This window comes from Streptomyces sp. 3211.6 (assembly GCF_003634815.1).
GTDB classification, from domain to species: Bacteria; Actinomycetota; Actinomycetes; order Streptomycetales; family Streptomycetaceae; genus Streptomyces; species Streptomyces katrae_A.
Genome location: NZ_RBXC01000001.1, coordinates 2,813,269 through 2,837,706 on the forward strand (window position 1 = coordinate 2,813,269; position 24,438 = coordinate 2,837,706).

21 protein-coding genes are annotated in these 24,438 nt (G+C 73.3%); 15 read left to right on the plus strand and 6 right to left on the minus strand.

Annotation, left to right across the window (positions count from 1 at the left end; genetic code table 11):
- Nucleotides 1–39: 39 nt before the first annotated feature.
- From BX286_RS12920 to dnaG, 4 genes are all read left to right on the plus strand, one after another.
- On the plus strand, nucleotides 40–750 hold the full coding sequence (locus tag BX286_RS12920) for a sirohydrochlorin chelatase (RefSeq protein WP_079426755.1): 711 nt from the start codon (nucleotides 40–42) through the stop codon (nucleotides 748–750).
- Between the two features lie 57 nt (nucleotides 751–807).
- Nucleotides 808–2,124: a deoxyguanosinetriphosphate triphosphohydrolase gene (locus tag BX286_RS12925; protein ID WP_121015002.1), complete on the plus strand. Its 1,317-nt coding sequence runs from the start codon at nucleotides 808–810 to the stop codon at nucleotides 2,122–2,124.
- Nucleotides 2,125–2,217: 93 nt separating this feature from the next.
- Nucleotides 2,218–3,492: an NAD(P)/FAD-dependent oxidoreductase gene (locus tag BX286_RS12930; protein WP_121015003.1), complete on the plus strand. Its 1,275-nt coding sequence runs from the start codon at nucleotides 2,218–2,220 to the stop codon at nucleotides 3,490–3,492.
- 34 nt (nucleotides 3,493–3,526) lie between these two features.
- Nucleotides 3,527–5,431: a DNA primase gene (gene dnaG / locus BX286_RS12935; RefSeq protein WP_079426761.1), complete on the plus strand. Its 1,905-nt coding sequence runs from the start codon at nucleotides 3,527–3,529 to the stop codon at nucleotides 5,429–5,431.
- Nucleotides 5,432–5,443: 12 nt separating this feature from the next.
- Here dnaG and BX286_RS12940 read toward each other — a convergent pair whose 3' ends face one another.
- Nucleotides 5,444–5,899 (minus strand): gamma-glutamylcyclotransferase family protein, encoded by a 456-nt coding sequence (locus tag BX286_RS12940; protein WP_121015004.1) that lies wholly within the window; start codon nucleotides 5,897–5,899, stop codon nucleotides 5,444–5,446.
- A gap of 168 nt (nucleotides 5,900–6,067) precedes the next feature.
- On the opposite strand from BX286_RS12940, the gene BX286_RS12945 reads away from it, so the two are divergent.
- From BX286_RS12945 to BX286_RS12965, 5 genes are all read left to right on the plus strand, one after another.
- The gene (locus tag BX286_RS12945; protein ID WP_187344134.1) at nucleotides 6,068–6,466 is read left to right on the plus strand and encodes a hypothetical protein; all 399 of its coding nucleotides are present in this window, start codon (nucleotides 6,068–6,070) and stop codon (nucleotides 6,464–6,466) included.
- Between the two features lie 14 nt (nucleotides 6,467–6,480).
- A complete protein-coding gene (locus BX286_RS12950) occupies nucleotides 6,481–7,227 on the plus strand; it encodes a histidine kinase dimerization/phospho-acceptor domain-containing protein (protein ID WP_187344135.1) in 747 nt (248 codons plus the stop codon).
- Nucleotides 7,228–7,406: 179 nt separating this feature from the next.
- Nucleotides 7,407–7,949, plus strand: coding sequence for a hypothetical protein (locus BX286_RS12955; RefSeq protein ID WP_237292822.1), 543 nt, complete (start codon nucleotides 7,407–7,409; stop codon nucleotides 7,947–7,949).
- A 315-nt stretch (nucleotides 7,950–8,264) separates the two neighbouring features.
- The gene (locus BX286_RS12960; RefSeq protein ID WP_079431715.1) at nucleotides 8,265–8,894 is read left to right on the plus strand and encodes a class F sortase; all 630 of its coding nucleotides are present in this window, start codon (nucleotides 8,265–8,267) and stop codon (nucleotides 8,892–8,894) included.
- Nucleotides 8,895–8,938: 44 nt separating this feature from the next.
- Nucleotides 8,939–9,538 (plus strand): GNAT family N-acetyltransferase, encoded by a 600-nt coding sequence (locus tag BX286_RS12965; protein WP_079426765.1) that lies wholly within the window; start codon nucleotides 8,939–8,941, stop codon nucleotides 9,536–9,538.
- Between the two features lie 39 nt (nucleotides 9,539–9,577).
- Here the strand turns inward: BX286_RS12965 and BX286_RS12970 are convergent, their stop codons facing one another.
- A complete protein-coding gene (locus BX286_RS12970; RefSeq protein WP_121015006.1) occupies nucleotides 9,578–10,354 on the minus strand; it encodes a TSUP family transporter in 777 nt (258 codons plus the stop codon).
- A gap of 208 nt (nucleotides 10,355–10,562) precedes the next feature.
- Between BX286_RS12970 and BX286_RS12975 the strand changes: the two genes are divergently transcribed.
- From BX286_RS12975 to nirD, 3 genes are read left to right on the plus strand one after another with little or no spacing between them, the layout of a single operon-like run.
- Complete coding sequence (locus BX286_RS12975) at nucleotides 10,563–11,822, plus strand: NAD(P)/FAD-dependent oxidoreductase (RefSeq protein WP_079426770.1); 1,260 nt, start codon at nucleotides 10,563–10,565, stop codon at nucleotides 11,820–11,822.
- Complete coding sequence (gene nirB / locus BX286_RS12980; protein ID WP_121015007.1) at nucleotides 11,823–14,348, plus strand: nitrite reductase large subunit NirB; 2,526 nt, start codon at nucleotides 11,823–11,825, stop codon at nucleotides 14,346–14,348. It abuts the gene before it with no gap.
- A complete protein-coding gene (gene nirD / locus BX286_RS12985) occupies nucleotides 14,345–14,677 on the plus strand; it encodes a nitrite reductase small subunit NirD (protein ID WP_079426774.1) in 333 nt (110 codons plus the stop codon). Before nirB ends, nirD begins: the two co-directional genes overlap by 4 nt.
- A 9-nt stretch (nucleotides 14,678–14,686) precedes the next feature.
- On the opposite strand, the gene BX286_RS12990 is transcribed toward nirD, so the two are convergent.
- The 4 genes from BX286_RS12990 to dusB all read right to left on the minus strand — a co-directional run bounded on the left by BX286_RS12990 (nucleotide 14,687) and on the right by dusB (nucleotide 20,956).
- Nucleotides 14,687–15,094 (minus strand): VOC family protein, encoded by a 408-nt coding sequence (locus BX286_RS12990; protein ID WP_079426776.1) that lies wholly within the window; start codon nucleotides 15,092–15,094, stop codon nucleotides 14,687–14,689.
- Nucleotides 15,095–15,299: 205 nt separating this feature from the next.
- The gene (locus BX286_RS12995) at nucleotides 15,300–16,328 is read right to left on the minus strand and encodes a helix-turn-helix transcriptional regulator (protein WP_079426778.1); all 1,029 of its coding nucleotides are present in this window, start codon (nucleotides 16,326–16,328) and stop codon (nucleotides 15,300–15,302) included.
- Between the two features lie 410 nt (nucleotides 16,329–16,738).
- Nucleotides 16,739–19,447 carry a pyruvate, phosphate dikinase gene (gene ppdK / locus BX286_RS13000; protein WP_079426780.1) on the minus strand — a complete coding sequence of 903 codons (2,709 nt, stop codon included), beginning with the start codon at nucleotides 19,445–19,447 and terminating at the stop codon, nucleotides 16,739–16,741.
- Between the two features lie 366 nt (nucleotides 19,448–19,813).
- Nucleotides 19,814–20,956: a tRNA dihydrouridine synthase DusB gene (gene dusB, locus BX286_RS13005; RefSeq protein WP_185117275.1), complete on the minus strand. Its 1,143-nt coding sequence runs from the start codon at nucleotides 20,954–20,956 to the stop codon at nucleotides 19,814–19,816.
- Nucleotides 20,957–21,007: 51 nt separating this feature from the next.
- Here dusB and BX286_RS13010 point away from each other — a divergent pair, with 51 nt between their 5' ends.
- The 3 genes from BX286_RS13010 to BX286_RS13020 all read left to right on the plus strand — a co-directional run bounded on the left by BX286_RS13010 (nucleotide 21,008) and on the right by BX286_RS13020 (nucleotide 24,356).
- A complete protein-coding gene (locus tag BX286_RS13010; RefSeq protein ID WP_398898455.1) occupies nucleotides 21,008–22,549 on the plus strand; it encodes an MFS transporter in 1,542 nt (513 codons plus the stop codon).
- A gap of 104 nt (nucleotides 22,550–22,653) precedes the next feature.
- Nucleotides 22,654–23,742, plus strand: coding sequence for an aldo/keto reductase (locus BX286_RS13015; protein WP_121015009.1), 1,089 nt, complete (start codon nucleotides 22,654–22,656; stop codon nucleotides 23,740–23,742).
- Nucleotides 23,743–23,762: 20 nt separating this feature from the next.
- Nucleotides 23,763–24,356, plus strand: coding sequence for a TetR family transcriptional regulator (locus tag BX286_RS13020; protein ID WP_079426788.1), 594 nt, complete (start codon nucleotides 23,763–23,765; stop codon nucleotides 24,354–24,356).
- Nucleotides 24,357–24,438: the final 82 nt, after the last annotated feature.

Below are 24,438 nucleotides of genomic sequence, written 5' to 3' on the forward strand. Positions count from 1 at the left end.
AGTGCGCCCCCCGCGCGCCCGGCCCCACGGAGCCCCCTCATGCACCCCACCCTCGTCGCCGTGGCCCACGGCAGCCGCGACCCACGTGCCGCGCTCACCGTCCTCGCCCTCCTCGAACGGGTCCGCGAGCTCCGCCCGCGCCTCGACGTCCGGCTCGGGCACATCGAGCTGAACCGGCCGCTGCTCGCCGACACCCTCGCGGACGCCACCGGTGCGGTCGTCCTCGTACCGCTGCTGCTCGGGCGCGGGACCCACGTCAAGCGTGACCTCCCCGCCGCCGCAGCCCGCGCCGGGCACCTGCGGATACGGGTCGCGGCCCCGCTCGGGCCGCACCCGCTGCTGGTGGAGGCCCTGGCCGAAAGGCTCCTGCAGGCCGGCTGGCAGCCCGGCACCGCCGTGGTCCTGGCCTCCGCCGGTTCCCTCGACCCCGACTGCGCCGCCGACTCCCGCCGCACGGCCGCGCTGCTCTCGGAACGCCTCGACGGGGTGCCCGTGACCCCGGCGTACGCCTCGGCGGCCGCGCCGGCCGTCCCGGACGCCGTACGGGCGCTCGTGGCGCGGGGCCACCGGGTGGCGGTGGCCTCGTACTTCACCGCCCCCGGCCGCTTCGCCGCCGCGAGCGCCGCCGCCGCACCGGGCCCGGCCGCCGCACCCCTGGGCGCCCACCCGGCCCTGGCCCGGCTGGTCCTCCACCGTTACGACCAGGCCCTGGCCCGCCCCGCGCACCAGCGGGAACCGGCCACTGCCTGAAGACCGGACGGGACCGGATTGCTCGGATTGTCGGTGTCTCCGGTTACCGTCTGATATATGGAAGGCACCGCGCAGAACCCCGCGTACGACTCCTACGACCCCGCCGCCACCGAGCGGTGGGCCGCCGAGCCCGACAAGAGGCCCGGGCGGACCGCCTTCCAGCGCGACCGCGCCCGGGTGCTGCATTCGGCCGCGCTGCGCCGCCTCGCCGGGAAGACCCAGGTGGTCACCCCGGGCACCCGCTCGTACGACTGGGACGCGAGCCCCCGTACCCGGCTGACGCACTCCCTGGAGTGCGCGCAGGTCGGCCGGGAGCTCGGCGCGGCCCTCGGCTGCGATCCCGACCTGGTCGAGGCGGCCTGCCTGTCGCACGACATGGGGCACCCGCCGTTCGGGCACAACGGCGAGGAGGCGCTCAACGAGTTCGCCAAGGACTGCGGCGGCTTCGAGGGCAACGCCCAGTCGCTGCGCCTGCTGACCCGGCTGGAGCCCAAGCGGTTCGTGCCCGGTCCGGCGACGGGCGAGCCGGTGAGCGTCGGACTCAATCTGACCCGGGCCTGTCTGGACGCCGCCACCAAGTACCCCTGGGCGCGCGGCGGGCACCCCACCGACCCCGACTCGGTGAAGTTCGGCGCCTACGAGGACGACCTGCCGGTCTTCGCCTGGCTGCGGCGCGGCGCGCCCGCCGACCGCAAGTGCTTCGAGGCCCAGGTGATGGACTGGTCGGACGACGTCGCCTACTCGGTCCACGACTTCGAGGACGGGCTGCACGCCGGGCACCTCGACCCCAACCTGCTGTTCGCCGAACCGGAACGGGCCGCGATCTGGCGGGTCGCCATCGGCCGGTACGTGCCCGCCGACACCGAGCCGGAGGAACTGCGCGAGGCGCTGGACCGGCTGATGGAGGAGGAGTGGTGGCCGCACGGGTACGACGGCTCGGCCGTGGCGCAGGCCCGGCTCAAGGACGCCACCAGCCAGCTGATCGGCCGGTTCTGCCTGGCCGCCGAGACCGCCACCCGTGAGGCGTACGGCGGCGGCCCGCTGACCCGGTACGCGGCGGAGCTGGTGGTCCCGCGCCGGGCGCGCAACGAGTGCGCCGTCCTGAAGGCGGTCGCCGACCTGTACGTGATGCAGCGCGACGAGCAGGAGCGGCTGCGGGCCGACCAGCGCATCGTCCTGGCCGAACTCGCCGAGGCGCTCAGCGCCCGCGCGCCCGAGGGACTCGACCCCCAGTTCCGGGCGATCTTCGACGCGGCGCCGGACGACAAGGCCCGCAAGCGGGCGGTCGTCGACCAGATCGCGTGCCTCACCGATGCTTCGGCCCGGTCCCTGCACGCACGCCTCACCCGGCGCGGACGGCGCGCCGAGGGGTGAGCCGATCGGGCCATTCCCCCTTCACGGGGCAGGCTCGGTGCGGGACGCTCGCATGTGGCCGCACATGGCGGAGAGGTTATGAGGAGGCATCAGGTGGTCGACGCACACCAGACGTTCATCATCGTCGGCGCGGGGCTGGCCGGGGCGAAGGCCGCCGAAACGCTGAGGTCGGAGGGGTTCACCGGCCGCGTCATCCTGATCGGCGACGAGCGCGACCACCCCTACGAACGGCCCCCGCTGTCGAAGGGCTACCTGCTGGGCAAGGAGGAACGCGACAGCGTCTTCGTGCACGAGCCGTCCTGGTACGCGGGCGCCGACATCGAGCTGCACCTGGGGCAGCCCGCGGTGCACCTGGACCGCGGGGCGAAGACGGTCCGGCTGGGTGACGGCACCCTGCTGCACTACGACAAGCTGCTGCTGGCGACCGGCGCCGAGCCGCGCCGCCTGGACATCCCGGGCACCGGCCTGGCCGGGGTGCACCACCTGCGCCGGCTCGCCCACGCCGACCTGCTGCGCAAGGCGCTGACCTCCCTGGGCCGCGACAACGGCCACCTGCTGATCGCGGGCGCGGGCTGGATCGGCCTGGAGGTGGCGGCCGCGGCCCGCACCTACGGCGCCGAGGTGACCGTGGTCGAACCGCTGCCCACCCCGCTGCACGCGGTGCTCGGACTGGAGATCGGCCAGTTCTTCGCGGACCTGCACACCGGGCACGGGGTGCGCTTCCACTTCGGGGCCATGCTGACGGAGATCGTCGGCCAGGACGGGATGGTGCTGGCCGCCCGCACCGACGACGGCGAGGAGCACCCGGCGCACGCCGTGCTCGCCGCGATCGGCGCGGCGCCGCGCACCGCGCTCGCGGAGACCTCCGGGCTGGCCCTGGTGGACCGGGAGCACGGCGGCGGCATCGCCGTGGACGCCTCGCTGCGCACCTCCGACCCGGACGTCTTCGCCGTCGGCGACGTGGCCGCCGCCCAGCACCCGGGGCTGGGTACCCGGGTGCGGGTGGAGCACTGGGCCAACGCCCTCAACGGGGGCCCGGCCGCCGCGCGGGCGATGCTGGGGCAGGAGGTCTCGTACGAGCGGGTGCCGTACTTCTTCTCCGACCAGTACGACGTGGGCCTGGAGTACTCGGGGTACGCCCCGGCGGGCAGCTACGACCAGGTGCTGGTGCGCGGAGACGCGGGCAAGCGCGAGTTCATCGCGTTCTGGCTCTCCGGCGGCCGGGTGCTGGCCGGGATGAACGTGAACGTGTGGGACGTCACCGAGCACATCCAGAACCTGATCCGGTCGAAGGCGCCGGTGGACCGCGAGAAGCTGGCGGACCCTTCCGTTCCGCTTGACTCCCTGGTCCCGGCCCAGGGGGCCTGACGGGTTTGCCGCCGTCCCACCGTAGAATTCTCGGGTGGCAGGACGGATCAACGACGACGACGTGAAGGCGGTACGGGACGCGGTCCCGATCGACGCCGTGGTCTCCGAGTACCTCCAGCTGCGCAACGCGGGCGGCGGCAACCTCAAGGGCCTGTGCCCCTTCCACGACGAGAAGTCCCCGTCCTTCCAGGTCAGCCCGAGCAAGGGGCTCTACCACTGCTTCGGCTGCCAGGCCGGCGGGGACACCCTCGACTTCATCATGAAGATCGACCACCTCTCGTTCTCGGAGGCGGTCGAGCGGCTGGCCGGCCAGGCCGGCATCACCCTGCGCTACGAGGAGGGCGGCTACACCGCCGGCACCAGCGGCCGCGGGGAGCGGATCCGCCTGGTCGAGGCGCACAAGGCCGCCGCCCTGTTCTACGCCGACCAGCTCGGCGGCGCCGAGGCCGAGATCGCCCGGCGCTTCCTGGCGGAGCGCGGCTTCGACCAGGCGGCGGCCGAGCACTTCGGGGTGGGCTACAGCCCGGCCGGCTGGGACCACCTGACCCGGTTCCTGCGCGGGCGTGGCTTCAGCGACAAGGAGCTGATCCTCTCGGGGCTGGCCCAGGACAGCCGCAGCGGCAAGCCGATCGACCGCTTCCGCGGCCGGCTGATGTGGCCGATCCGGGACATCAGCGGCGAGGTGGTCGGCTTCGGAGCGCGCAAGCTGCGCGAGGACGACAACGGCCCGAAGTACCTGAACACCCCCGAGACGCCGATCTACAAGAAGTCCCAGGTCCTCTACGGGATCGACCTGGCGAAGAAGGAGATCGCGAAGACCTCCCGGGCCGTGGTCGTCGAGGGCTACACCGATGTGATGGCCTGCCACCTGGCCGGGGTCACCACCGCCATCGCCACCTGTGGCACGGCCTTCGGCGGGGAGCACATCAAGATCCTGCGCCGGCTGCTGATGGACAACGCGACCGCCGAGGTGATCTTCACCTTCGACGGTGACGCGGCCGGGCAGAAGGCGGCGCTGCGGGCCTTCGAGGACGACCAGAAGTTCGCGGCGGAGACCTCGATCGCGATCACCCCGGGCGGGATGGACCCCTGCGACCTGCGCCTCGCGCAGGGCGACGCGGCCGTCTCCGGGCTGGTGGAGTCCCGCACTCCGCTGTTCGAGTTCGCGCTGCGCCACATCGTGTCCCGGCACAACCTGGAGAACCCGGCGGGACGGGCGGCCGCCCTGGACGAGGCCGCTCCCGTCGTGGCCGGGATCAAGAACATCGCGATCCAGCACGAGTCGGCGGTGCAGCTGGCGGGCATGCTGGGCATCCGCGACGAGCAGTTCGTCGTCAAGCGGGTCGCGCAGCAGGCCCGCTGGGCGCGCGAGCGCGGCCAGCAGCCGGACCGGCGGCAGCCCGCCCGCCGCTACGAGGAGGCCCCGGCCGCCGCACCGGCCCCGGCGCAGCCGGGCGGCCCGGCCCTGAACCTGCGCAGCCCGGCGCACCGGACGGAGCGGGAGCTGCTCAAGCTGGCGCTCCAGCGCCCGGCCCTGGTCTCCCCCGCCTTCGACGCGTACGGGTCGGACGAGTTCACGGCCCCGCCCTACGCGGCGGTCCGCCAGGCCATCCAGGACGCGGGCGGCGCCGCCCAGGGCACGGAGGACTACCTGGCCCGGGTGCGGGAGGCGGCCCCGAACGACACGGTGCGCGCGCTGGTGACGGAGCTGGCGGTGGAGGCCATCCACGCGAAGACGGTGGACGAGGTCTACGCGGGGGTCCAGCTGGTGCAGGTCCGCCTGCGGGCGGTGGACCGCCGGGTCCACGAGATCCAGGGCCAGATGGCCCGCCTCGGCCCGCAGGCCCCGCCGGAACAGCATGCGGCGGTCCAGCAGGAACTGTGGGTCCTCCAGCAGTACGGCCAACGCCTGCGCAACCGGGGCGCGGAGGGTCTGTAGCGGGCGGCGGGGCTATTCAGAGCTCCGCCGGCGTTCGAGCCAGTCCCCCGACCGGATCTCGGTCCCCGACCGCGCGAGCCGGAGGGCCAGCGGCGCGGCCGCCAGGTACACCCACGCCAGGACCCGGGTGCCGTCGGGCCGGACGGCCTCGCGCGCGACCCGGTCGTAGAGGTTCCGCGGGCTGCCCGGCCCCACGTACTCCTCCAGCAGGTCCAGCGCTCCCAGCAGCTCCCCGTACGCGTCCGCCGCCGGAGTGATCAGCTCACCGGCTATCACCGAGCCGGCCCGCTCCACCGCGTACGGATAGCCGGGCCCCTCGTACAGCACCGCCCCCGGCAGCCGGGCCGGCTCCTCGGCGGCGGTGCGGCCGCGCAGGAACAGCCGGTGGTTGGCCTCGCCGGGCCGCAGCGTCCCGTAGACGAAGAACGGCAGGACGCCGCCGGATCCCGGCCGGTCGACCGATGTCACGAGCCCCTCCTTCGGCTACGCCGGACCTGCCCGGCCCGGGCCGAAAGGCCCGTCTTTCCCGTGCACCCCCACCGTACGCACCGCTGTTACACAATCTCCCGGTCGCTGTGACGGTCGCCGATTACTGTCCGATTCATCCCTTTTCCTCACCCCCATGGTTCCCTTCCCATGTCGCGATCACCCCGCCGTCTCCCCCTCGCCGCCCTGCTGCTGTGCGCCGCCGCACCGGCCGCCGGGGGCTGCGCCGCGCCCGGCGGGCTGGCCGCCGGGGAGCCCGTGGCCCCGGCGTCGGCGCAGCCCCAGCCGCAGGCCCTGTGGCCGGCCTGGGCCGACGACTCCCCGAAGTCCCCGGGGGCGGCGACCGGCACCCGGCAGCCCCCGCCGGCGCCGCTGGCGGACGCGCCCGAGGCGGGCCCCGAGGGGCTGACGGCGGTGAAGGCGGCCGAGGTCGTCAAGGCGGACCCGCGGATGCGGCTGTTCGCGGACTGGCCCTCGGGCTGCGCTGGAAGATCGCCGCGCTGCTGGCGGCCGGCTGTTCGCTGGTCGCGGTCACCATCGGGGTCCTGATCTACGAGGCCCGGGTGCGCCAGGTCTCCGACGCGGCCCGCAAGGGCGCGACCGAGCAGCTGGTCCGCGTACGGCAGGTCTACGAGCTGACGGGCCGCCTCGACTACGACAAGGTCGGCGAGGCCGACGCCCGGATCGACTGCCCCCAGGTGCCGCAGGAGCTGCGCGCGGCGGCCCTGGACGGCCGCCGGACCACCTACCTCGACCTGTCCGGCGCGGATCCGGCGGTGTGGGCGGCGCGTCCGGTGGGCAGCGGGCACGTGCTGTCGGTGCGGCGCTCGCTGGCCGAGGAGCGGGCCGAGCTGGAGGAGCTGGACGCCCAGCTGCTCGCCTCCGGGACGGGGGTGGTGGCGCTGGCGGCGGTCGGCGGGGCGCTGCTGGCGAGCCGGCTGAGCAAGGACCTGCGGGCGGCGGCCGAGACGGCCCGGCGGATCAGCGCGGGCGACCTGGACGCCCGGATCGGCCCGTCCGGGGCTCCGGGCAGCCGTGACGAGGTGGCCGAACTGTCCTCGGCGGTCGACACGATGGCGGCGAGCCTCCAGCGGCGGCTGGAGGCGGAGCAGCGGTTCACGGCGGACGTGGCGCACGAGCTGCGGACCCCGCTGACGGGACTGCACACGGCGGCCGAGCTGCTTCCGGCGGGGCGGCCGACGGAGCTGGTACGGGACCGGGTGGCGGCGCTGCGCACGCTGACGGAGGACCTGCTGGAGGTGGCCCGGCTGGACGGCGACCGGGAGGAGGCCCGGCTGCCGGAGGCCTGAGGGGGGCCGGGCTTCACCCGGACGGGGTGGGGGTGCACGGATGGCCGCGCCGGGCCTCTGACGTGGGCGGATTCCCTTCCCGAAGGCGCCCGGAGCAGGATCTGACAGGGGGTCAGCAGGCGGCTTCGGGGCGGCCCGGTTTTCCTCGAGACACGACCCCGTGTCCCCTGGAGTGACCCATGCGCCGCAGGACCGCCCACGCGCTGACCGCCGCCGCGCTGACCGCCGTCGCCTTCGCCGGCCCGGTCGCGGGAGCGGTGGCCGCCGCGGACCTCGGCATGCCCCCCTTCGCACCCGGGGACTTCGCCGTGCTGGAGGTCTGGCCGAAGTCCGCCGTACCGGGCACCACGGTCACCGTGAACACCAAGGCCTGCGGCTCGGGCAGCCATGCCGAGGGCGACGCCACCACCGTGGGCGGCGGCCGGTTCAAGCTGACCCCGGGCACCCACAAGGAGGTCGTGGCGGGCCAGTTCCAGGTCGCCCGCGACATCCGGCCCGGGAAGTACGGCATCGGCGCCACCTGCGCCGACGGCAAGTTCGCCACCGGCGACCTGGTCGTCACCGAGCACGGCCCCCAGGGGCACGTGCGCACCGGGGTGGGCGGTGGCACCTCCACCACCACCGACCCGGCCAAGATCACGGCGGGAGCGGCAGTGCTGGCCGCGGCCGCCGTCGGCGGTACCTGGCTCCTGCGTCGCCGGGCGAGCGGCACGCGGAGCTGACGGGCGCCCACCGCGGCCGAGGCCGCGGTCCGACCGGTATCGCCCCCCGTCGCCCGCCCCGCGAGGTCCCCCCCGTTCGCGGGGCCGGGCGACGGCCACTCCTGTCAACGGCGAGGCAAGGGGGTACGAGGCATGGCCGGCTTCCCGGGCTTCCGGTGCCTCCGCGTCCTCCGGGCCGTGGGCCCCGGGCGGCGCCACCGCCCCGGCTCCGGCACGGCCCCGGCCGGCGACCCGGGTACGGAATCCCGCCCCGCCGCTGGCCACGGCCCCGGCCCCGGCCGCAGCCACGGCGGAGGCCACGACCGCGGCCATGACATGCGCCCCGGCCGGCCGGGGCGGCGCGGGCAGGCCGGTCTGGTGGCCCTGGCCGCCTGCGTCGGCGTATGGCTCGTCACCAGCGGCTCCGGCGAGACCGTCCGGCCGCCGTTGCCCTCCCCCGCCGACGCCCTGAGCGCGCAGGCCCTCTACCCCGGGAGCATCGACCCGCTGCCCGGCTCCGCGCCGACCCGGATCCGGATCCCGTCCATCCATGTGGACGCCCCGCTCACGGGGCTCGGCCTGGAACACGACGGCAGCCTGGAGGTGCCGCCCCCCGCCCGCGGCGACCTCGCGGGCTGGTACCGGGACGGCATCACCCCGGGCGCGACGGGCACCGCCGTGATCGCGGGCCACGTGGACAACGCGAGCGGCCCGGCGGTCTTCTACCACCTGGGCGCCCTGCACCGGGGCGCCGCGATCGAGGTCGCCCGCACGGACGGGCGCACGGCGGTGTTCACCGTCCACGCGGTCGAGGTCTACGACGCGAAGTCCTTCCCGGACCGCCGCGTGTACGGGCCGTCGCCGCGCGCCGAGCTGCGCGTGATCACCTGTGGCGGCGGCTTCTCCCCGCGCACCGGCTACCAGGGCAACGTGGTCGTCTTCGCCCATCTCACCGGGACCTACTGAAACCGGGCACCCCGCCGCCCCGACCAAGATCATCAAGTTGCAGAATGACCCGTATGTCGATAACGAACACGCCCAGGACAGCCACGCTCGACGACGCCGCGGACATCAGCCGCAGCCTGGCCCGCGCCTTCGCCGACGACCCGATGATGTGCTGGTTCTTCCCCGACGAGAGCACGCGCGAGGAGGGCATGGCCCGGTACTTCGCGACGCTCCACACCCGGCACTACGGCCGCCACGGCGTGTGCGAGCGCACGGACCTGGCCGCGTCCTTCTGGGTGGCACCGGGCGGCCGCGCCCTTCCCGACGACGAGACCCTGGACGAGCTCGCCACCGTGCTCGGCGACCGGGCGGGGGTGTTCCGGGAGGGCATCGTGTCCGCGGCCGAGCACGCGCCCCCGGAGGAGCACTGGTACCTGGCGGTGCTCGGCGCCGACCCGGCCGGCCAGGGCCAGGGGCACGGGGCGGCGCTGCTGCGCTCGGGGCTGGCCCAGGCCGACGCGGCGGGCCTGCCCGTGTACCTGGAGTCCTCCAAGGAGTCCAACGTGCCCTTCTACGAGCACTTCGGCTTCACGGTGCTCGGCGAGGCCCAGCTGCCCGGCGGCGGTCCGACCCTCTGGGTGATGCGCCGCGCCCCGCGCGCCTGACGCACCGGCGGGCGCGCGGCCCCGGGGTCCCGCGCCCGCTCAGCCCCACTGCTCCAGACCGAGCTTGACGACCAGCGCGCCGACCACGGTCAGCAGCACGCCGCGGACGAACCCGCTGCCCTTGCTGAGCGCCATCCGGGCGCCGACCATGCCCCCGGCCAGGTTGAACACGGCCATCAGCGCGGCCAGCTGCCAGAACACCATCCCCTGGTAGGCGAACATCGCCAGCGCCCCGGCGTTGGTGCAGCAGTTGACGATCTTCGCGGTGGCGGAGGCGGTGACCAGGTCGAGGTGGAGCAGGGCGGTGAGGGCCAGCACCAGGAAGGTTCCGGTGCCGGGGCCGATGAGGCCGTCGTAGAAACCGATGCCCAGGCCGGCGAGGGCGATGGTGAGCAGGACCCGCTTGCGCGAGACGGGCGAGGTGGAGGGGGCGGCGCCGAAGCCCGGCTTGAAGATCACGACGGCGGCGACCACCACGAGCACGCCCATGATGAGCGGCCGCATCGTGTCCTTGCTGATCCCGCCGGCCAGGGCGGCCCCGCCCACCGAACCGGCGAGCGCGGCCAGCCCGATCCGGACGGCGAGCTTCACGTCCACCGGGGTCTTGCGCACGTAGGTGACGGCCGCCCCGGCCGTCCCGACGATGGCCACCGCCTTGTTGGTCCCGAGGACGGCGGCGGGCTGGGCGTGCGGGAGGCCGAGCAGGAGCGCGGGCAGGAGCAGCAGTCCGCCGCCGCCCACCACCGCGTCGATCCAGCCGGCCGCCGCGGCAGCCGCGCACAGCACGATGATCATGGTCGTTGATATGTCAGGCACGGTCCCGACCCTAGGGAGCGGATCCGTGCCGGTCCCATCGATCCGGGGAAAGTTGCGCGAAGCTTGAGGTTCACGGGCCGCGGCGCCCGCCGCCCGCCGCCCGCCGCCGGAAGCCTCACCGGCCGCCGCGGCGGGCGCTGAGGGCGGCGTTCCGTCCGGGTAACAGGAGCGATGCCGCGGGGAAACAGCCGCCCCGCACGCTCGTTCCATGACCTCGAAGCAGCGTGTGGTGGTGATCGGCGGCGGCCTGGCCGGCCTGCGGCTCGCCGCGCGGCTGGGACCGGCCGCCGCCGTCACCGTCCTCGGCGAGGAGTCCCACGCCCCCTACAACCGGGTCCTGCTCGCGGAGGTGCTGGCCGGGCGGTACGCCCCCGAGGTGGCCGCGCTGCCGGCCTCCGGGCCGGTGCTGCGGCGGGGGGTGCGGGCGGTACGGATCGACCGTGACGTGCGCCGGGTGCACTGCGACGACGGCACAGCCCCGGAGTACGACGTCCTCGTGCTGGCGACCGGCTCGAACCCGGTGCTGCCGCCGCTGCGCGGGCTGTTCCCGCCTAACGGCGGGGAACTCCCGGCCGGGGTGCACGCGTTCCGCACCATGGACGACTGCCTCGCCCTGGACGCGGCCGTACGTCCGGGCGTGCGCGCGGTGGTGATCGGCGGCGGCCTCCTGGGCGTCTCCGCGGCCCGTGCGCTGGCCGCGCGGGGTGCGCAGGTGGTCGTGGCCCAGCAGGCGCAGCGGCTGATGGAGCGGCAGCTCGACGCCGACGCCTCGGCGCTGCTGCGGGAGCACCTCGCGGGGCTGGGCGTGGAGATCCACACCGAGTGCCGCGTCAGGGGCCTGACCACCACCGGGGAGCCGCTGCGCGGCGCTTCCGCCCCGCCCGGCCGGGTCCACCGCCGGGTGACGGGGGTCGAACTCGCGGACGGCTACCGCCTGGCGGCCGACCTCGTCGTCCTCGCCTGCGGCGTCCGCCCCCGCACCGGACTGGCCCGGGCGGCCGGCCTGGAGGTCCGCAAGGGCGTCCTGGTCGACGACCGGCTGCGCACCAGCGACCCGTACGTCCACGCCATCGGCGACTGCGCCGAGCACGCCGGCCGGCTCTACGGCCTGGCCGGGCCGGCCCTGGAGCAGGCCGACGCCCTGGCCGCCACCCTCTCCGGCTCCCCCACCGACTACACCGGCACCCGCGCCCTGACCCGGCTCACCCTCGGCGGCGCCGGCCGCCCGCTCGACCTCGCCGCCTTCGGCGACCCCACCCCGCTGCCCGGCGACGACGTGGTCCGCCTCGCCGACGCCACCCGCCGCACCTACCGCAAGGTCGTCCTGCGCGGCGACCGGCTCGTCGGCGGGGTCCTGCTCGGCGAGCTCTCCACCGTGGGGGCCCTGGCCCGCACCTGGGAGGGCGACGAGTCCCTGGACGCACCGCACGACACGTTCCACCTGCTCACCGACGACGGAGGCCACTGAATGACCGAGCCCCAGCCCGCGATCGTGCTCATCGGGCACGGCATGGTCGGCCAGCGCTACCTGGAGGCGCTCGCCGAACGCGGGGCCACCGCCACCCACCGGGTGACCGTGCTCTGCGAGGAGCCCCGGCCCGCCTACGACCGGGTACACCTCACCTCGTACTTCTCCGGCAGCAGCCCCGAGGAGCTTTCGCTCACCCCGGCCGGCTTCATGGCGGAGCACGGCATCGAGCTGCACCTGGGCGACCCCGCCGAGTCCGTCGACCGCGAGGCCCGTACGGTGACCTCCCGCTCCGGGCGCGTCTTCCCGTACGACGTGCTGGTCCTGGCCACCGGCAGCTACCCGTTCGTCCCGCCCGTCCCCGGCAAGGACGCCCCCGGCTGCTTCGTCTACCGCACCATCGAGGACCTGCTCGCCATCGAGGAGTACGCCGAGGGCCGCACGACCGGCGCCGTCGTCGGCGGCGGCCTGCTCGGGCTGGAGGCGGCCGGCGCCCTGCAGGGCCTCGGACTGTCCACGCACATCGTGGAGTTCGCGCCCCGGCTGATGCCCGTCCAGGTGGACGAGGGCGGCGGCGCGGCGCTGCTGCGGACCATCGAGGAGATGGGCCTGGCCGTGCACACGGGCGTCGGCACCCAGGCGGTGCTGACCGGCGAGGACGGCTCCGTCACCGGGATGAGCCTGTCGGACGGATCGTCCCTCGACACCGAGCTCGTCGTCTTCTCCGCCGGGGTCCGCCCCCGTGACCAGCTCGCCCGTGACTGCGGCCTGGCCGTCGGCGAGCGCGGCGGCGTCACCGTCGACGCCCGCTGCCGCACCTCCGACCCCCGGGTGTACGCGATCGGCGAGTGCGCGCAGGCCGTCGACGGCCGGGTCTACGGCCTGGTCGCGCCCGGCTACGAGATGGCCGAGACCGCCGCCGAGGACCTGCTGGGCCGCGAGCGGGAGTTCACCGGCGCCGACCTGTCCACCAAACTGAAGCTGCTCGGCGTGGACGTGGCCTCCTTCGGCGACGCGCACGGCGCGGCCGAGGGCAGCCTGGACGTGATCTGGTCCGACTCCCGCTCCGGGGTCTACAAGAAGCTCGTCATGTCCGCCGAGGGCGTCCTGCTCGGCGGGGTCCTGGTCGGCGACGCCGACGCCTACGGGCTGCTGCGCCCGCTCACCGGCAGCGTCCCGCCGGTCGCCCCCGAGCAGCTGGTGCTGCCCGCCGGGCTCGGCCCCGCCACGCAGCTGGGCCCGTCCGCGCTGCCCGACACGGCGGTGATCTGCTCCTGCCACAACGTCACCAAGAAGGCCATCACCGCCTGCTCCACCCTGCCCGAGGTCAAGAAGTGCACCAAGGCCGGGACGGGCTGCGGGGGCTGCCTCAAGGTCATCGGGCAGCTGCTGCCGCCCGCCGCCGACCCGGGGCTGTGCGGCTGCTTCCCGTACACCCGGGCCGAGCTGTACGAGATCGTCCGCACCCGGCGCCTCGCCTCGTACCGGGAGCTCCTGGACGGGCACGGCCGGCCGGAGGCCAGGGGAGGCGAGGGCTGCGAGGTCTGCAAGCCCGCCGTCGGCTCGATCATCGCCTCGCTCGCCCCCGCCGTGGGCGCCAGCGGCTACGTCCTCGACGGGGAGCAGGCCGCCCTCCAGGACACCAACGACCACTTCCTGGCGAACCTCCAGCGCAACGGCTCGTACTCGGTCGTCCCGCGCATCCCGGGCGGCGAGATCACCCCGGAGAAGCTGATCGTGATCGGCGAGGTGGCGCGCGACTTCGGCCTGTACACGAAGATCACCGGCGGTCAGCGCATCGACCTGTTCGGGGCGCGCGTGGACCAGCTGCCCGCGATCTGGGCCCGGCTGGTCGACGCCGGCTTCGAGTCCGGGCACGCGTACGGCAAGGCCCTGCGGACGGTGAAGTCCTGCGTGGGGCAGACCTGGTGCCGCTACGGGGTCCAGGACAGCGTGCGGATGGCCATCGACCTGGAGCTGCGCTACCGGGGCCTGCGCGCCCCGCACAAGCTGAAGTCGGCGGTGTCCGGCTGCACCCGCGAGTGCGCGGAGGCGCAGAGCAAGGACTTCGGGGTCATCGCGACGGCCAACGGCTGGAACCTCTACGTCGGCGGCAACGGCGGGGCCGTCCCGCGCCACGCCGACCTCCTCGCGCAGGACCTCTCCGACGCCGAACTGGTGCGCCTCATCGACCGGTTCCTGATGTTCTACATCCGCACCGCCGACCGGCTGGAGCGCACCTCCGCGTGGCTGGAGCGGCTGGAGGGGGGCCTGGAGCACCTGCGGGACGTGGTGGTGCACGACTCGCTGGGGCTGTGCGCGGAGCTGGAGTCGCTGATGGCCGAGCACGTGGCGCACTACCGCGACGAGTGGGCCGAGACCCTGCGGGACCCGGACCGGCTGCGGCGGTTCGTGTCCTTCGTTAACGCGCCCGGCGCCCCCGACCCGACCGTGCGGTTCGTCCCCGAACGCGGCCAGGTCAAGCCCGACCTGGCCGTCCTGACCCTTGGAGGTCCCGTCCGATGACCGTGGAACTGCGGGTGGCCGAAGGCTGGCTGACGGTGTGCGAGCTGTCCTCGCTCACCCCCGGGCGCGGGGTGGCGGCCCTGCTCCCGGACGGGAACCAGGCCGCGGTGTTCGTCGACCGCGCGGGGCGCCCGTACGCGATCGGCAACCAGGACCCCTTCACCGGCGCGCAGGTGCTCTCGCGCGGGCTGGTGGGCTGGTCGGCGGGCCGGCCGTTCGTGGCCTCGCCGCTGCTGAAGCAGCGCTTCGACCTGGAGTCGGGGCGCTGCCTGGACGACGAGGAGGTGGCGGTCCGGACCTACCCGGTGCGGACCGCCGCGACCTCGTGAGGCGGAGGGTCAGCCCTGGACCACGGACGGGTCCATCCACATGATCTCCCAGGTGTGGCCGTCGAGGTCGTCGAAGGCCCGGCCGTACATGACGCCGTGGTCCTGGGCGGGGCGGGGCTCGGTGGCCCCGGCGCCCAGGGCCGCGTCGACCAGCTCGTCGACCGCGTCGCGGCTCGCGGCGCTGAGACAGAGCAGCACCTCGGAGGTGGTCCGCGCGTCCGCGATGGCCTTGTGGGTGAAGTCCTTGTAGCGGCCGTGGGTCAGGAACATCGCGGCGATGGTGTCGGTGATGGGCATCGCGGCGCAGTTCTCGTCGGTGAACTGGGCGTTGAAGGAGTAGCCGAGCTTGCCCCAGAACGCCTTGGTGGCCTCCAGGTCGCTGACGGGCAGGTTGACGAAGATCATGGTGGAGGACATCCCGGTGTCTCTTCTCTCTGCTGGGGCGGGCCGCGCGGTGCGCGCGCTCCGTTCGTTGCTGTCGAGAGGTAGACCGGGGGCGGCGCGGGAACTCATCGCCGCGCGCGGGGATTTCTTCGATTTTTCTCTGCGGAGCACGAAACCGCAGGTCAGGGTCGGTGCCTGGGCGGCGGTCGGTGGACCGCCGCCCAGGTGAACCGATCCTTCAGGAGACCACCGCGCCGCCCTTGAGGAGGGCCGCGCCCAGCGGGGTCACCGTGTGCAGGACCGCGTTGCCGTGGCGCAGGGTGGTCACCAGGCCCGCCTCTCGCATCACGCAGGCGTGCTGGCTCGCCGAGGCCAGGGAGACCCCGGCGCGGCGGGCCAGTTCGCTGGTGGTGGCCCCGTCCCCGATGGCGCGCAGCACCACCGAGCGGGTGTGGCCCACCAGCTTGCCCAGGGTGCGCTGGCGCTGCTCCTCGGCCGGCCGGGCGTACTCCCCGCCGGCTCCGGCGCCGGCCAGCTGGGCGGCGGCCGGGTAGACCAGCACGGGCGGCAGCTGCGGGTCGTGGAGGGTCACCGCGGTGCGCCGGCAGAAGAACGACGGCTGGAGCAGCAGCCCGCGCCCCCGCAGCCGTACGTCCCGGTCCACCGGGTACTCGCACTCCAGCACCGGCGCCCGCCAGCGCAGCATCGGCGGCAGGGAGGCCAGCAGCTCGTCCGCGCCCCCGTCGAGGAGGGCGCGCCCGCGTGCGGCCCGCTCGGCCTCGATCTGGGCCTGGATGTGGGTCCAGTACGGTTCCACGGCCGCACGGTGGTAGCCGCGCAGCTCGGCCAGCAGCCGGGGCAGGTACTTGGTGCCGCCGTCCATGAACTCCCGCAGCCGGGCCGGCGGCGGGGTCCCGAAGGCCGCGCCGAAGCCCGCGGCGGCGCCCGCGCCCACGAGGGAGAGCTCGTGGCGCAGCCGGTCCCCGGGGAGCCCGCGCAGGGCGTCGAGGCCGACGTCCCACCCGTACTGGCCCTCGGAGGGGGTCAGGAAATCGGGGAAATAGCCGCGAGCCGGTATGAGTGCGCTCAGCAGCCTTGTTTCACCATTCAACCGGCTCCGGGCTTCCGTACGCCATTCGCCGAACAGCCGGGCGTCACGCCGGTCTCTTAAGCGATGAAAACTAAGAATCGTTTCCCACAACGCATCGGGACGCCCTGCCATCCGTACGCGTGCCAGGTCCACTCCAGTGAAATGGATACGCAGCACCGAACCCCCACCTGTGCAACCGCAATCCCCCCGCCCCATGAGTATGCATGCCGTCACACGTGGTCACCACGCCCTTTCGGCCACAGTTGAAACCCCTTTCGGCAGGGGCGTGACAAGCGAAATCCTGTACTCCGCCAGGCACACTCCGGCGCGACCGAAACGCTCCGTGAAGGCCGTGGGGGGCTTTGCGGGGCCTGGCGGTCGGTCGCACCGGGAAGCGCCGACGTGCCTGGCGGATAGGCGGCAGGCGGCGGACGGGTGGGGATCCGTCCGCCGCCTGGCGCCGTAATGACTTCGTTGAATATTCGCGAAACCCGGCCGGGCGAGGCGCAGGGGGCTTCCGAATAGATGGAAGCGCCCGCCCCCGGCAGTCAGGGAACCGGGGGCGGGCGCTGTCGGGGGAGCCGGGCTCAGCGGCTGTCGGAGCCCTTGGCCTCGGCGGCGGCACGGCCGGCCTCCAGGCGCGCCACCGGGATCCGGAACGGCGAGCAGGAGACGTAGTCGAGGCCGACCTCGTGGAAGAAGTGCACCGACTCGGGGTCGCCGCCGTGCTCGCCGCAGACGCCGAGCTTGAGGTCGGGACGGGTGGCCCGGCCCTGCTCGACCGCGTAGCGCACGAGGGAGCCGACGCCGTCCTTGTCGATGGTCTCGAAGGGCGAGACCCCGAAGATGCCCTTCTCCAGGTAGGCGGTGAAGAAGCTGGCCTCGACGTCGTCGCGGGAGAAGCCCCACACCGTCTGGGTCAGGTCGTTCGTGCCGAAGGAGAAGAACTGCGCGGCCTCGGCGATCTGGGCGGCGGTCAGCGCGGCGCGCGGCAGCTCGATCATCGTGCCGATGCTCAGCTTGAGGCTGGTGCCGGTGGCGGCCTCGACCTCGGCGATGATCGCGTCGGCCTCCTCGCGGACGATCTCCAGCTCCTGGACGGTGCCGACGAGCGGGACCATGATCTCGGCGCGCGGGTCGCCCTTGGCGTTCTTGCGCTCGGCGGCGGCCTCGGCGATCGCCCGGACCTGCATGGCGAACAGGCCGGGGATGACCAGGCCGAGACGGACGCCGCGCAGACCCAGCATCGGGTTCTGCTCGTGCAGCTTGTGCACGGCCTGGAGCAGGCGCAGGTCGTTCTCGTTGGCGTCCTGGCGGGACTCGGCGAGGGCGACGCGCACCGACAGCTCGGTGATGTCGGGCAGGAACTCGTGCAGCGGCGGGTCGAGGAGGCGGACGGTGACGGGCAGGCCGTCCATCGCCTCGAACAGCTCGACGAAGTCCTTCTTCTGGAGCGGCAGGAGGGCACTGAGTGCCTCGTCGCGCTCGGAGTCGGTGTCCGCGAGGATCAGGCGCTCGACCATCTCGCGGCGCTCGCCGAGGAACATGTGCTCGGTGCGGCACAGGCCGATGCCCTGGGCGCCGAAGCGGCGGGCGCGCAGCGCGTCCTCGGCGTTGTCGGCGTTGGCGCGCACCCGCAGGCGGCGGACGCGGTCGGCGTAGGCCATGATCCGGTGCACGGCGCCGACCAGCTCGTCGGCGTCGTCGGCGCCGGCGTGCATGCGGCCCTCGAAGTACTCGACGACCGGGGACGGCACGACGGGTACCTCACCGAGGTAGACCTTGCCGGTGGAGCCGTCGATGGAGACGACGTCGCCCTCTTCGATGACCTGCCCGCCGACCGTCATCCGGCGGCGCTTGGTGTCGACGTCGAGCTCCTCGGCGCCGCAGACGCAGGTCTTGCCCATGCCGCGGGCGACGACGGCGGCGTGCGAGGTCTTGCCGCCGCGCGAGGTCAGGATGCCCTCGGAGGCGATCATGCCGTCGAGGTCGTCGGGGTTGGTCTCGCGGCGGATCAGGATGACCTTCTCGCCGGAGCGGGACCACTTGACGGCCGTGTAGGAGTCGAAGACGGCCTTGCCGACCGCCGCGCCCGGGGAGGCGGCGATGCCGCGGCCCAGGAGGGTGGTCTTGGCGGACTCGTCGAAGCGGGGGAACATCAGCTGCGCCAGCTGGGCGCCGGTGACGCGCTGGAGGGCCTCGGCCTCGGAGATCAGGCCCTGGTCCACGAGCTGGGTGGCGATGCGGAAGGCGGCGCCGGCGGTGCGCTTGCCGACGCGGGTCTGGAGCATCCACAGCTGGCCGCGCTCGATGGTGAACTCGATGTCGCAGAGGTCCTTGTAGTGGGTCTCCAGCTTCGTCATGATCGCCATGAGCTGGTCGTACGAGGCCTTGTCGATGGTCTCCAGGTCCGCGAGCGGGACGGTGTTGCGGATGCCCGCGACGACGTCCTCGCCCTGGGCGTTCTGCAGGTAGTCGCCGTAGACCCCGGCGTGGCCGCTGGCGGGGTCGCGGGTGAAGGCGACGCCGGTGCCCGAGTCGGGGCCGAGGTTGCCGAAGACCATGGAGCAGACGTTGACGGCGGTGCCCAGGTCGCCGGGGATGCGCTCCTGGCGGCGGTAGAGCTTGGCGCGGTCGGTGTTCCAGGAGTTGAAGACGGCCTCGACGGCGAGGTCGAGCTGCTCGCGGGCGTCCTGCGGGAACTCGCGGCCGGCCTCCTTCGCGACGATCTTCTTGAAGGCCTTGACCAGCTTCTTGAGGTCGGCGGCGTCGAGGTCGGTGTCGACGGTGACCTTCTTGGCGGCCTTGGCCTCGTCGAGGGCGTCCTCGAAGAGCTCGCCCTCGACGCCGAGGACGGTCTTGCCGAACATCTGGATCAGGCGGCGGTACGAGTCCCAGGCGAAGCGCTCGTTGTCGGCCTGGGCGGCGAGGCCGACCACGGACTCGTCGGAGAGGCCGATGTTGAGGACCGTGTCCATCATGCCGGGCATGGAGAACTTGGCGCCGGAGCGCACGGAGACCAGGAGCGGGTCGTCCGACTGGCCGAGCTTCTTGCCCATCTTCGTCTCGAGGGCGGCGAGGTGCGCGCTGACCTCGTCGCGCAGCTCGGCCGGGGCCGAGCCGCTTTCGAGGTAGACCTTGCAGGCCTCGGTGGTGATGGTGAAGCCGGGAGGGACCGGGAGACCGAGGTTGGTCATCTCGGCGAGGTTGGCCCCCTTGCCGCCGAGAAGGTCCTTGAGGTCCCGGTTGCCCTCGGTGAAGTCGTAGACGAACTTCTGATCTTTGTTTTCCGACACGGGTCTCGACTCCTCGAGGACTCGGGTGGCTGCCCTGACGGCCAGGAACATACCCAGATCGAAGGCTTATCGGTACGTCCACTTGGCGGTCATGGGGCCGTAACCACCCGTGCGCCACCGTATCGAAAGTAACCGGTCGGTAATGAGAACCTACCCACAGCGTTCACATCCCGAAGGGGGAGGGACCCGGAACGGCTTGATCACGCTCGGATGAGCGATCATCGATACATTTGCGTTCAAGTCTTGAACGCACAAAGGGTGGCACCCAGTGCCACCCTTTGGAAGTCTTACCCGTGACGTGCGCGCTCATCTGAGCGAAACCTCTCCCATGCGTGGCGTATATCACGCGCCGCGCAGGGCGATTTGTCAGCCTCCGGACGTGTCCAGCTCCGCGTCCTCGCTCACACCGGCGCAGTCGTACGGATCCTTCAGCCAGCCGTCCGGCAGGACAACCCGGTTGTTTCCGGACGTCCGGCCGCGCGGGCCGTCCGCGCTCTCGGGCCACGCCTGGTCCAGGTCGAGCTCGCTCAGATGAGCGTCCAGTTCGGCCAGGGAGGAGACGACCGCCAGCTTCCCGCGCATCTCCGAGCCCACGGAGAACCCCTTGAGGTACCAGGCGACGTGCTTACGGAAGTCGATCACCCCGCGCGCCTCGTCCCCGATCCACTCCCCCAGCAGCTGCGCGTGGCGCAGCATGGTGCGCTTGACCTCGCGCAGCGTGGGCCTGTGGAAGTCCTCGGGGCGCCCCTCGAAGGCCGCCACCAGGTCGTTGAAGAGCCACGGGCGGCCCAGGCAGCCGCGCCCCACGACCACGCCGTCGCAGCCGGTCTCGCGGACCATGCGCAGGGCGTCCTCGGCGCACCAGATGTCGCCGTTGCCGAGCACCGGGATCTCCGGGACGTGCTCCTTGAGGCGGGCGATGGCCTCCCAGTCGGCGGTGCCGCCGTAGTGCTGGGCGGTGGTGCGGCCGTGCAGGGCGATGGCGGTGACCCCCTCCTCGACGGCGATCCGGCCGGCGTCGAGGTAGGTGAGGTGGTCGTCGTCGATGCCCTTGCGCATCTTCATGGTCACCGGCAGGTCGCCGGCGCCCGCGACGGCCTCGCGGAGGATGGCGCGCAGCAGGTGCCGCTTGTAGGGGAGGGCGGAGCCGCCGCCCTTGCGCGTGACCTTGGGGACCGGGCAGCCGAAGTTGAGGTCGATGTGGTCGGCGCGGTCCTCCTCGACGATCATGCGGACCGCCTTGCCGACCGTCACGGGGTCCACCCCGTACAGCTGAATCGACCGCGGCTTTTCGGTCGCGTCGAAGTGGATCAGCTGCATGGTCTTCTCGTTGCGCTCGACCAGGGCGCGGGTCGTGATCATCTCGCTCACGAACAGCCCCTTGCCGCCCGAGAACTCGCGGCAGAGGGTCCGGAAGGGGGCGTTGGTGATGCCGGCCATCGGCGCGAGCACCACCGGGGGCTGCACGGTGTGCGGGCCGATCGCGAGGGGGGCGGGAAGCGTGGTCATCCCCCCATTGTCCCGCAGCGCCGTTCCCTACTTATTCGTACGCTCGGCGGTATGCATCACATGAGTGGCGTGGATCACCGGAGCCGTCGGCACCGCCTGCTCGTCCTGGGCATCTGCTGCATGAGCCTGCTGATCGTCAGCCTGGACAACACCGTCCTGAACGTGGCCCTGCCGGCGATGCGCCGCGAGTTCGACGCGTCGGTCTCGGGGATGCAGTGGACGATCGACGCCTACACCCTGGTCATCGCCTCGCTGCTGATACTGGCCGGGGCCACGGCGGACCGGATCGGGCGGCGGAAGGTCTTCGCCTGGGGGCTGGTGCTGTTCACGGCGGGATCGGTGCTGTGCTCCCTGGCGCCCGGGCTGCACTGGCTGATCGTCTTCCGGATGGTCCAGGCCGTCGGCGGGGCCATGCTCAACCCCGTCGCCATGTCGATCATCACCAACACCTTCACCGACCCGAAGGAGCGCGCCCGCGCCATCGGCGTCTGGGGCGCGGTGGTCGGCATCTCCATGGCCGCCGGACCGCTGATCGGCGGGCTGCTGGTGGACTCGGTGGGCTGGCGGTCGATCTTCTGGGTCAACCTGCCCGTCGGGCTGGCCGCCCTGGCGCTGACCCTGCGGTTCGTGCCGGAGTCCCGCTCCGAGCGGCCGCGGCGGCCGGACCCGGTGGGGCAGCTCCTCGTCGTGGTGCTGCTGGGCGGGGTGACCTACGCGATCATCGAGGCGCCGGCCGAGGGCTGGAACTCCCCGCCGATCCTGGCGTGCGCGCTGGGGGCCGCGGCCGCGCTGGGCGGGCTGCTGTTCTACGAGTCCCGGCGCAAGGACCCGCTGATCGACCCCCGGTTCTTCCGCAGCGCCCCGTTCAGCGGGGCGACCGTGATCGCGGTGAGCACCTTCGCCTCGCTCTCCGGGTTCCTCTTCCTGACCACCCTCTACCTCCAGGAGGTGCGGGGGCTGAACGCGCTGGACGCGGGGCTGCACATGCTGCCGATGGCCGCGATGGCCTTCCTGTGCGCGCCGGTCTCCGGGCGGCTGGTGGCCAGCCACGGGCCGCGGCCCTCGCTGCTGGTGTCGGGGGTGGCCATGGGCGCGAGCGGGCTGCTGTTCGCGGCGTTCTCGGCGGAGGCCTCCACTCCGCTGATGTTCACCGGGTACGTCCTCTTCGGCATCGGCTTCGGCCTGGTCAACGCCCCGATCACCAATACGGCGCTGTCCGGGATGCCGCGTTCCCAGGCGGGGGTGGCGGCCGCGGTGGCCTCCACCAGCCGGCAGACCGGCGGGGCGCTGGGCGTGGCGGTGATAGGGGCGGTGCTGGCGGCCGGGACCTCGGGCGGCGCCGACTTCGCGACAGCGACCCGGCCCGCGTGGTGGATCATCTCCGGCTGCGCGCTCGTGGTGCTGGTCGTCGGGGCCCTCACCACCGGCCCGTGGGCCCATGCCACCGCGCTGCGGACGGCCCGGGCCCTGGAGCCGTCGCCCTCCACCCCCTCCGCTCCGCCCGCTCCCCCCTCTCCCCCGCCGGGGCAGGCGCCGGGCCCCCGCATGGACGGCGGGCTGCCCCCGGCTCCCGGTCCGGCTCCGGCGGGCTGAGCCGCCGCCCGCGGGGCGCCTTTCCTGTGCGCCGTTTCGCACCCCGGTCAGCCCATCGAGTGACAGATATTGAAATCTGTCATCGGTCATGCCATTCTCATTCCATGACCACGAACGAGAACACCTCCGCATCCGTCTCCGCATCCGACTCCGCGTCCACCGCCGCGACCGCCCGCCGGCTCGGGGCCACCGGCCCGTCCGTCTTCCCCCTGGGGCTGGGCTGCATGGGCATGTCCGCCCTCTACGGCGAGGCCGACCGGGCCGAGTCCATCGCCACGATCCACGCCTTCCTGGAAGCGGCCCCCGAGGGCATGAACACGCTCCTGGACACCGGCGACTTCTACGGCATGGGCCACAACGAGCTGCTGATCAACGAGGCCCTGCGCACCGCCCCGGCCGCCGCCCGCGAGCAGGCGCTGACCAGCGTCAAGTTCGGCGCCCTGCGGACCGTCGAGGGCGGGTTCACCGGGTACGACGGGCGGCCCGCGGCCGTGAAGAACTTCCTGGCCTACTCGCTCCAGCGGCTCGGCCGGGACCACATCGACGTCTACCGGATCGCCCGCGTCGACCCCGACGTCCCGATCGAGGAGACCGTCGGCGCCATCGCCGAGGCCGTGCAGGCGGGGCACGTGAGGCACATCGGGCTCTCCGAGGTCGGCGCGGACACCCTGCGCCGGGCCGCAGCGGTGGCCCCGATCTCGGACCTCCAGATCGAGTACTCGCTGATCTCCCGCGGCATCGAGGACCGGATCCTGCCGACCGCCCGCGAGCTCGGCATAGGCGTGACGGCCTACGGGGTGCTGTCGCGCGGCCTGATCAGCGGACACTTCAGCCGTGACCGCGCCCTCGCGCCCGGCGACTTCCGCGGGATGAGCCCCCGCTTCCAGGGCGAGAACCTGGCGCGCAACCTCGACCTGGTCGAGGCCCTGCGCAAGGTCGCCGGGGAGAAGGGCGTGAGCGTCGCCCAGATCGCGATCGCCTGGGTGCTCGCCCAGGGTCCGCTCCGCGGCGTCGACATCGTGCCCCTGGTGGGCGCCCGCCGCCGGGACCGGCTGACCGAGGCCCTGGGTGCGCTGCGGATAGAGCTGACCGACGCCGACCTGGCCGCGATCGAGGCGGCGGTGCCGGCCGGGGCCGCGTCCGGCGACCGGTACCCGGCCGCGCAGATGGCCCACCTCGACAGCGAGCACTGAGCTGGCGGTACGGTCGACCCATGCCTTCCGCTTCAGCCGAGCCCCTGACCCCCGAGCGCATCCTCGAGACCACCGAGGAAGTGCTGCGCCGCTTCGGCCCGACCAAGGCCACCGTGGTGGACGTGGCGCGCGCCCTGGGCGTCAGCCACGGCAGCGTCTACCGGCACTTCCCCTCGAAGGCGGCGCTGCGGGAGGCCGTGACCGACCGCTGGCTCGCCAAGAGCGTGGTCATGCTGGAGGGAATCGCCTCGGCGCCGGGCGAGGCGGCCCCCTCCAAGCTGGAGTCCTGGCTGGAGGCCCTGTTCGAGGCCAAGCGCCACAAGGCGGGCGACGACCCGGAGCTCTTCGCGACCTACACGGTGCTGCTGGCCGAGAACAGCGGGGTGGTCGACGCCCACCTCACAGAGCTGATCAACCAGCTGACCCGGATCATCGCCGAGGGCGTCGCCGCCGGCACCCTGGCCGCGCCCGACGTGCCGGCCGCCGCGCGCGCCGTCTTCGACGCCACCGGCCGCTTCCATGATCCCCAGTACGTGGCGGAGTGGCTCTCCCCCACGATCACGGCGGAGTTCGAGGCCGTCGTCGGGCTGGTCATCAGGGGCCTGCGCGCCTGAACTGGCGCGACTGCGCACCCCGTTGTGCGGAATAAGACCCTCCGCACAGCTTGGTGATCATTTTGAGCCGTATCGACTTGTA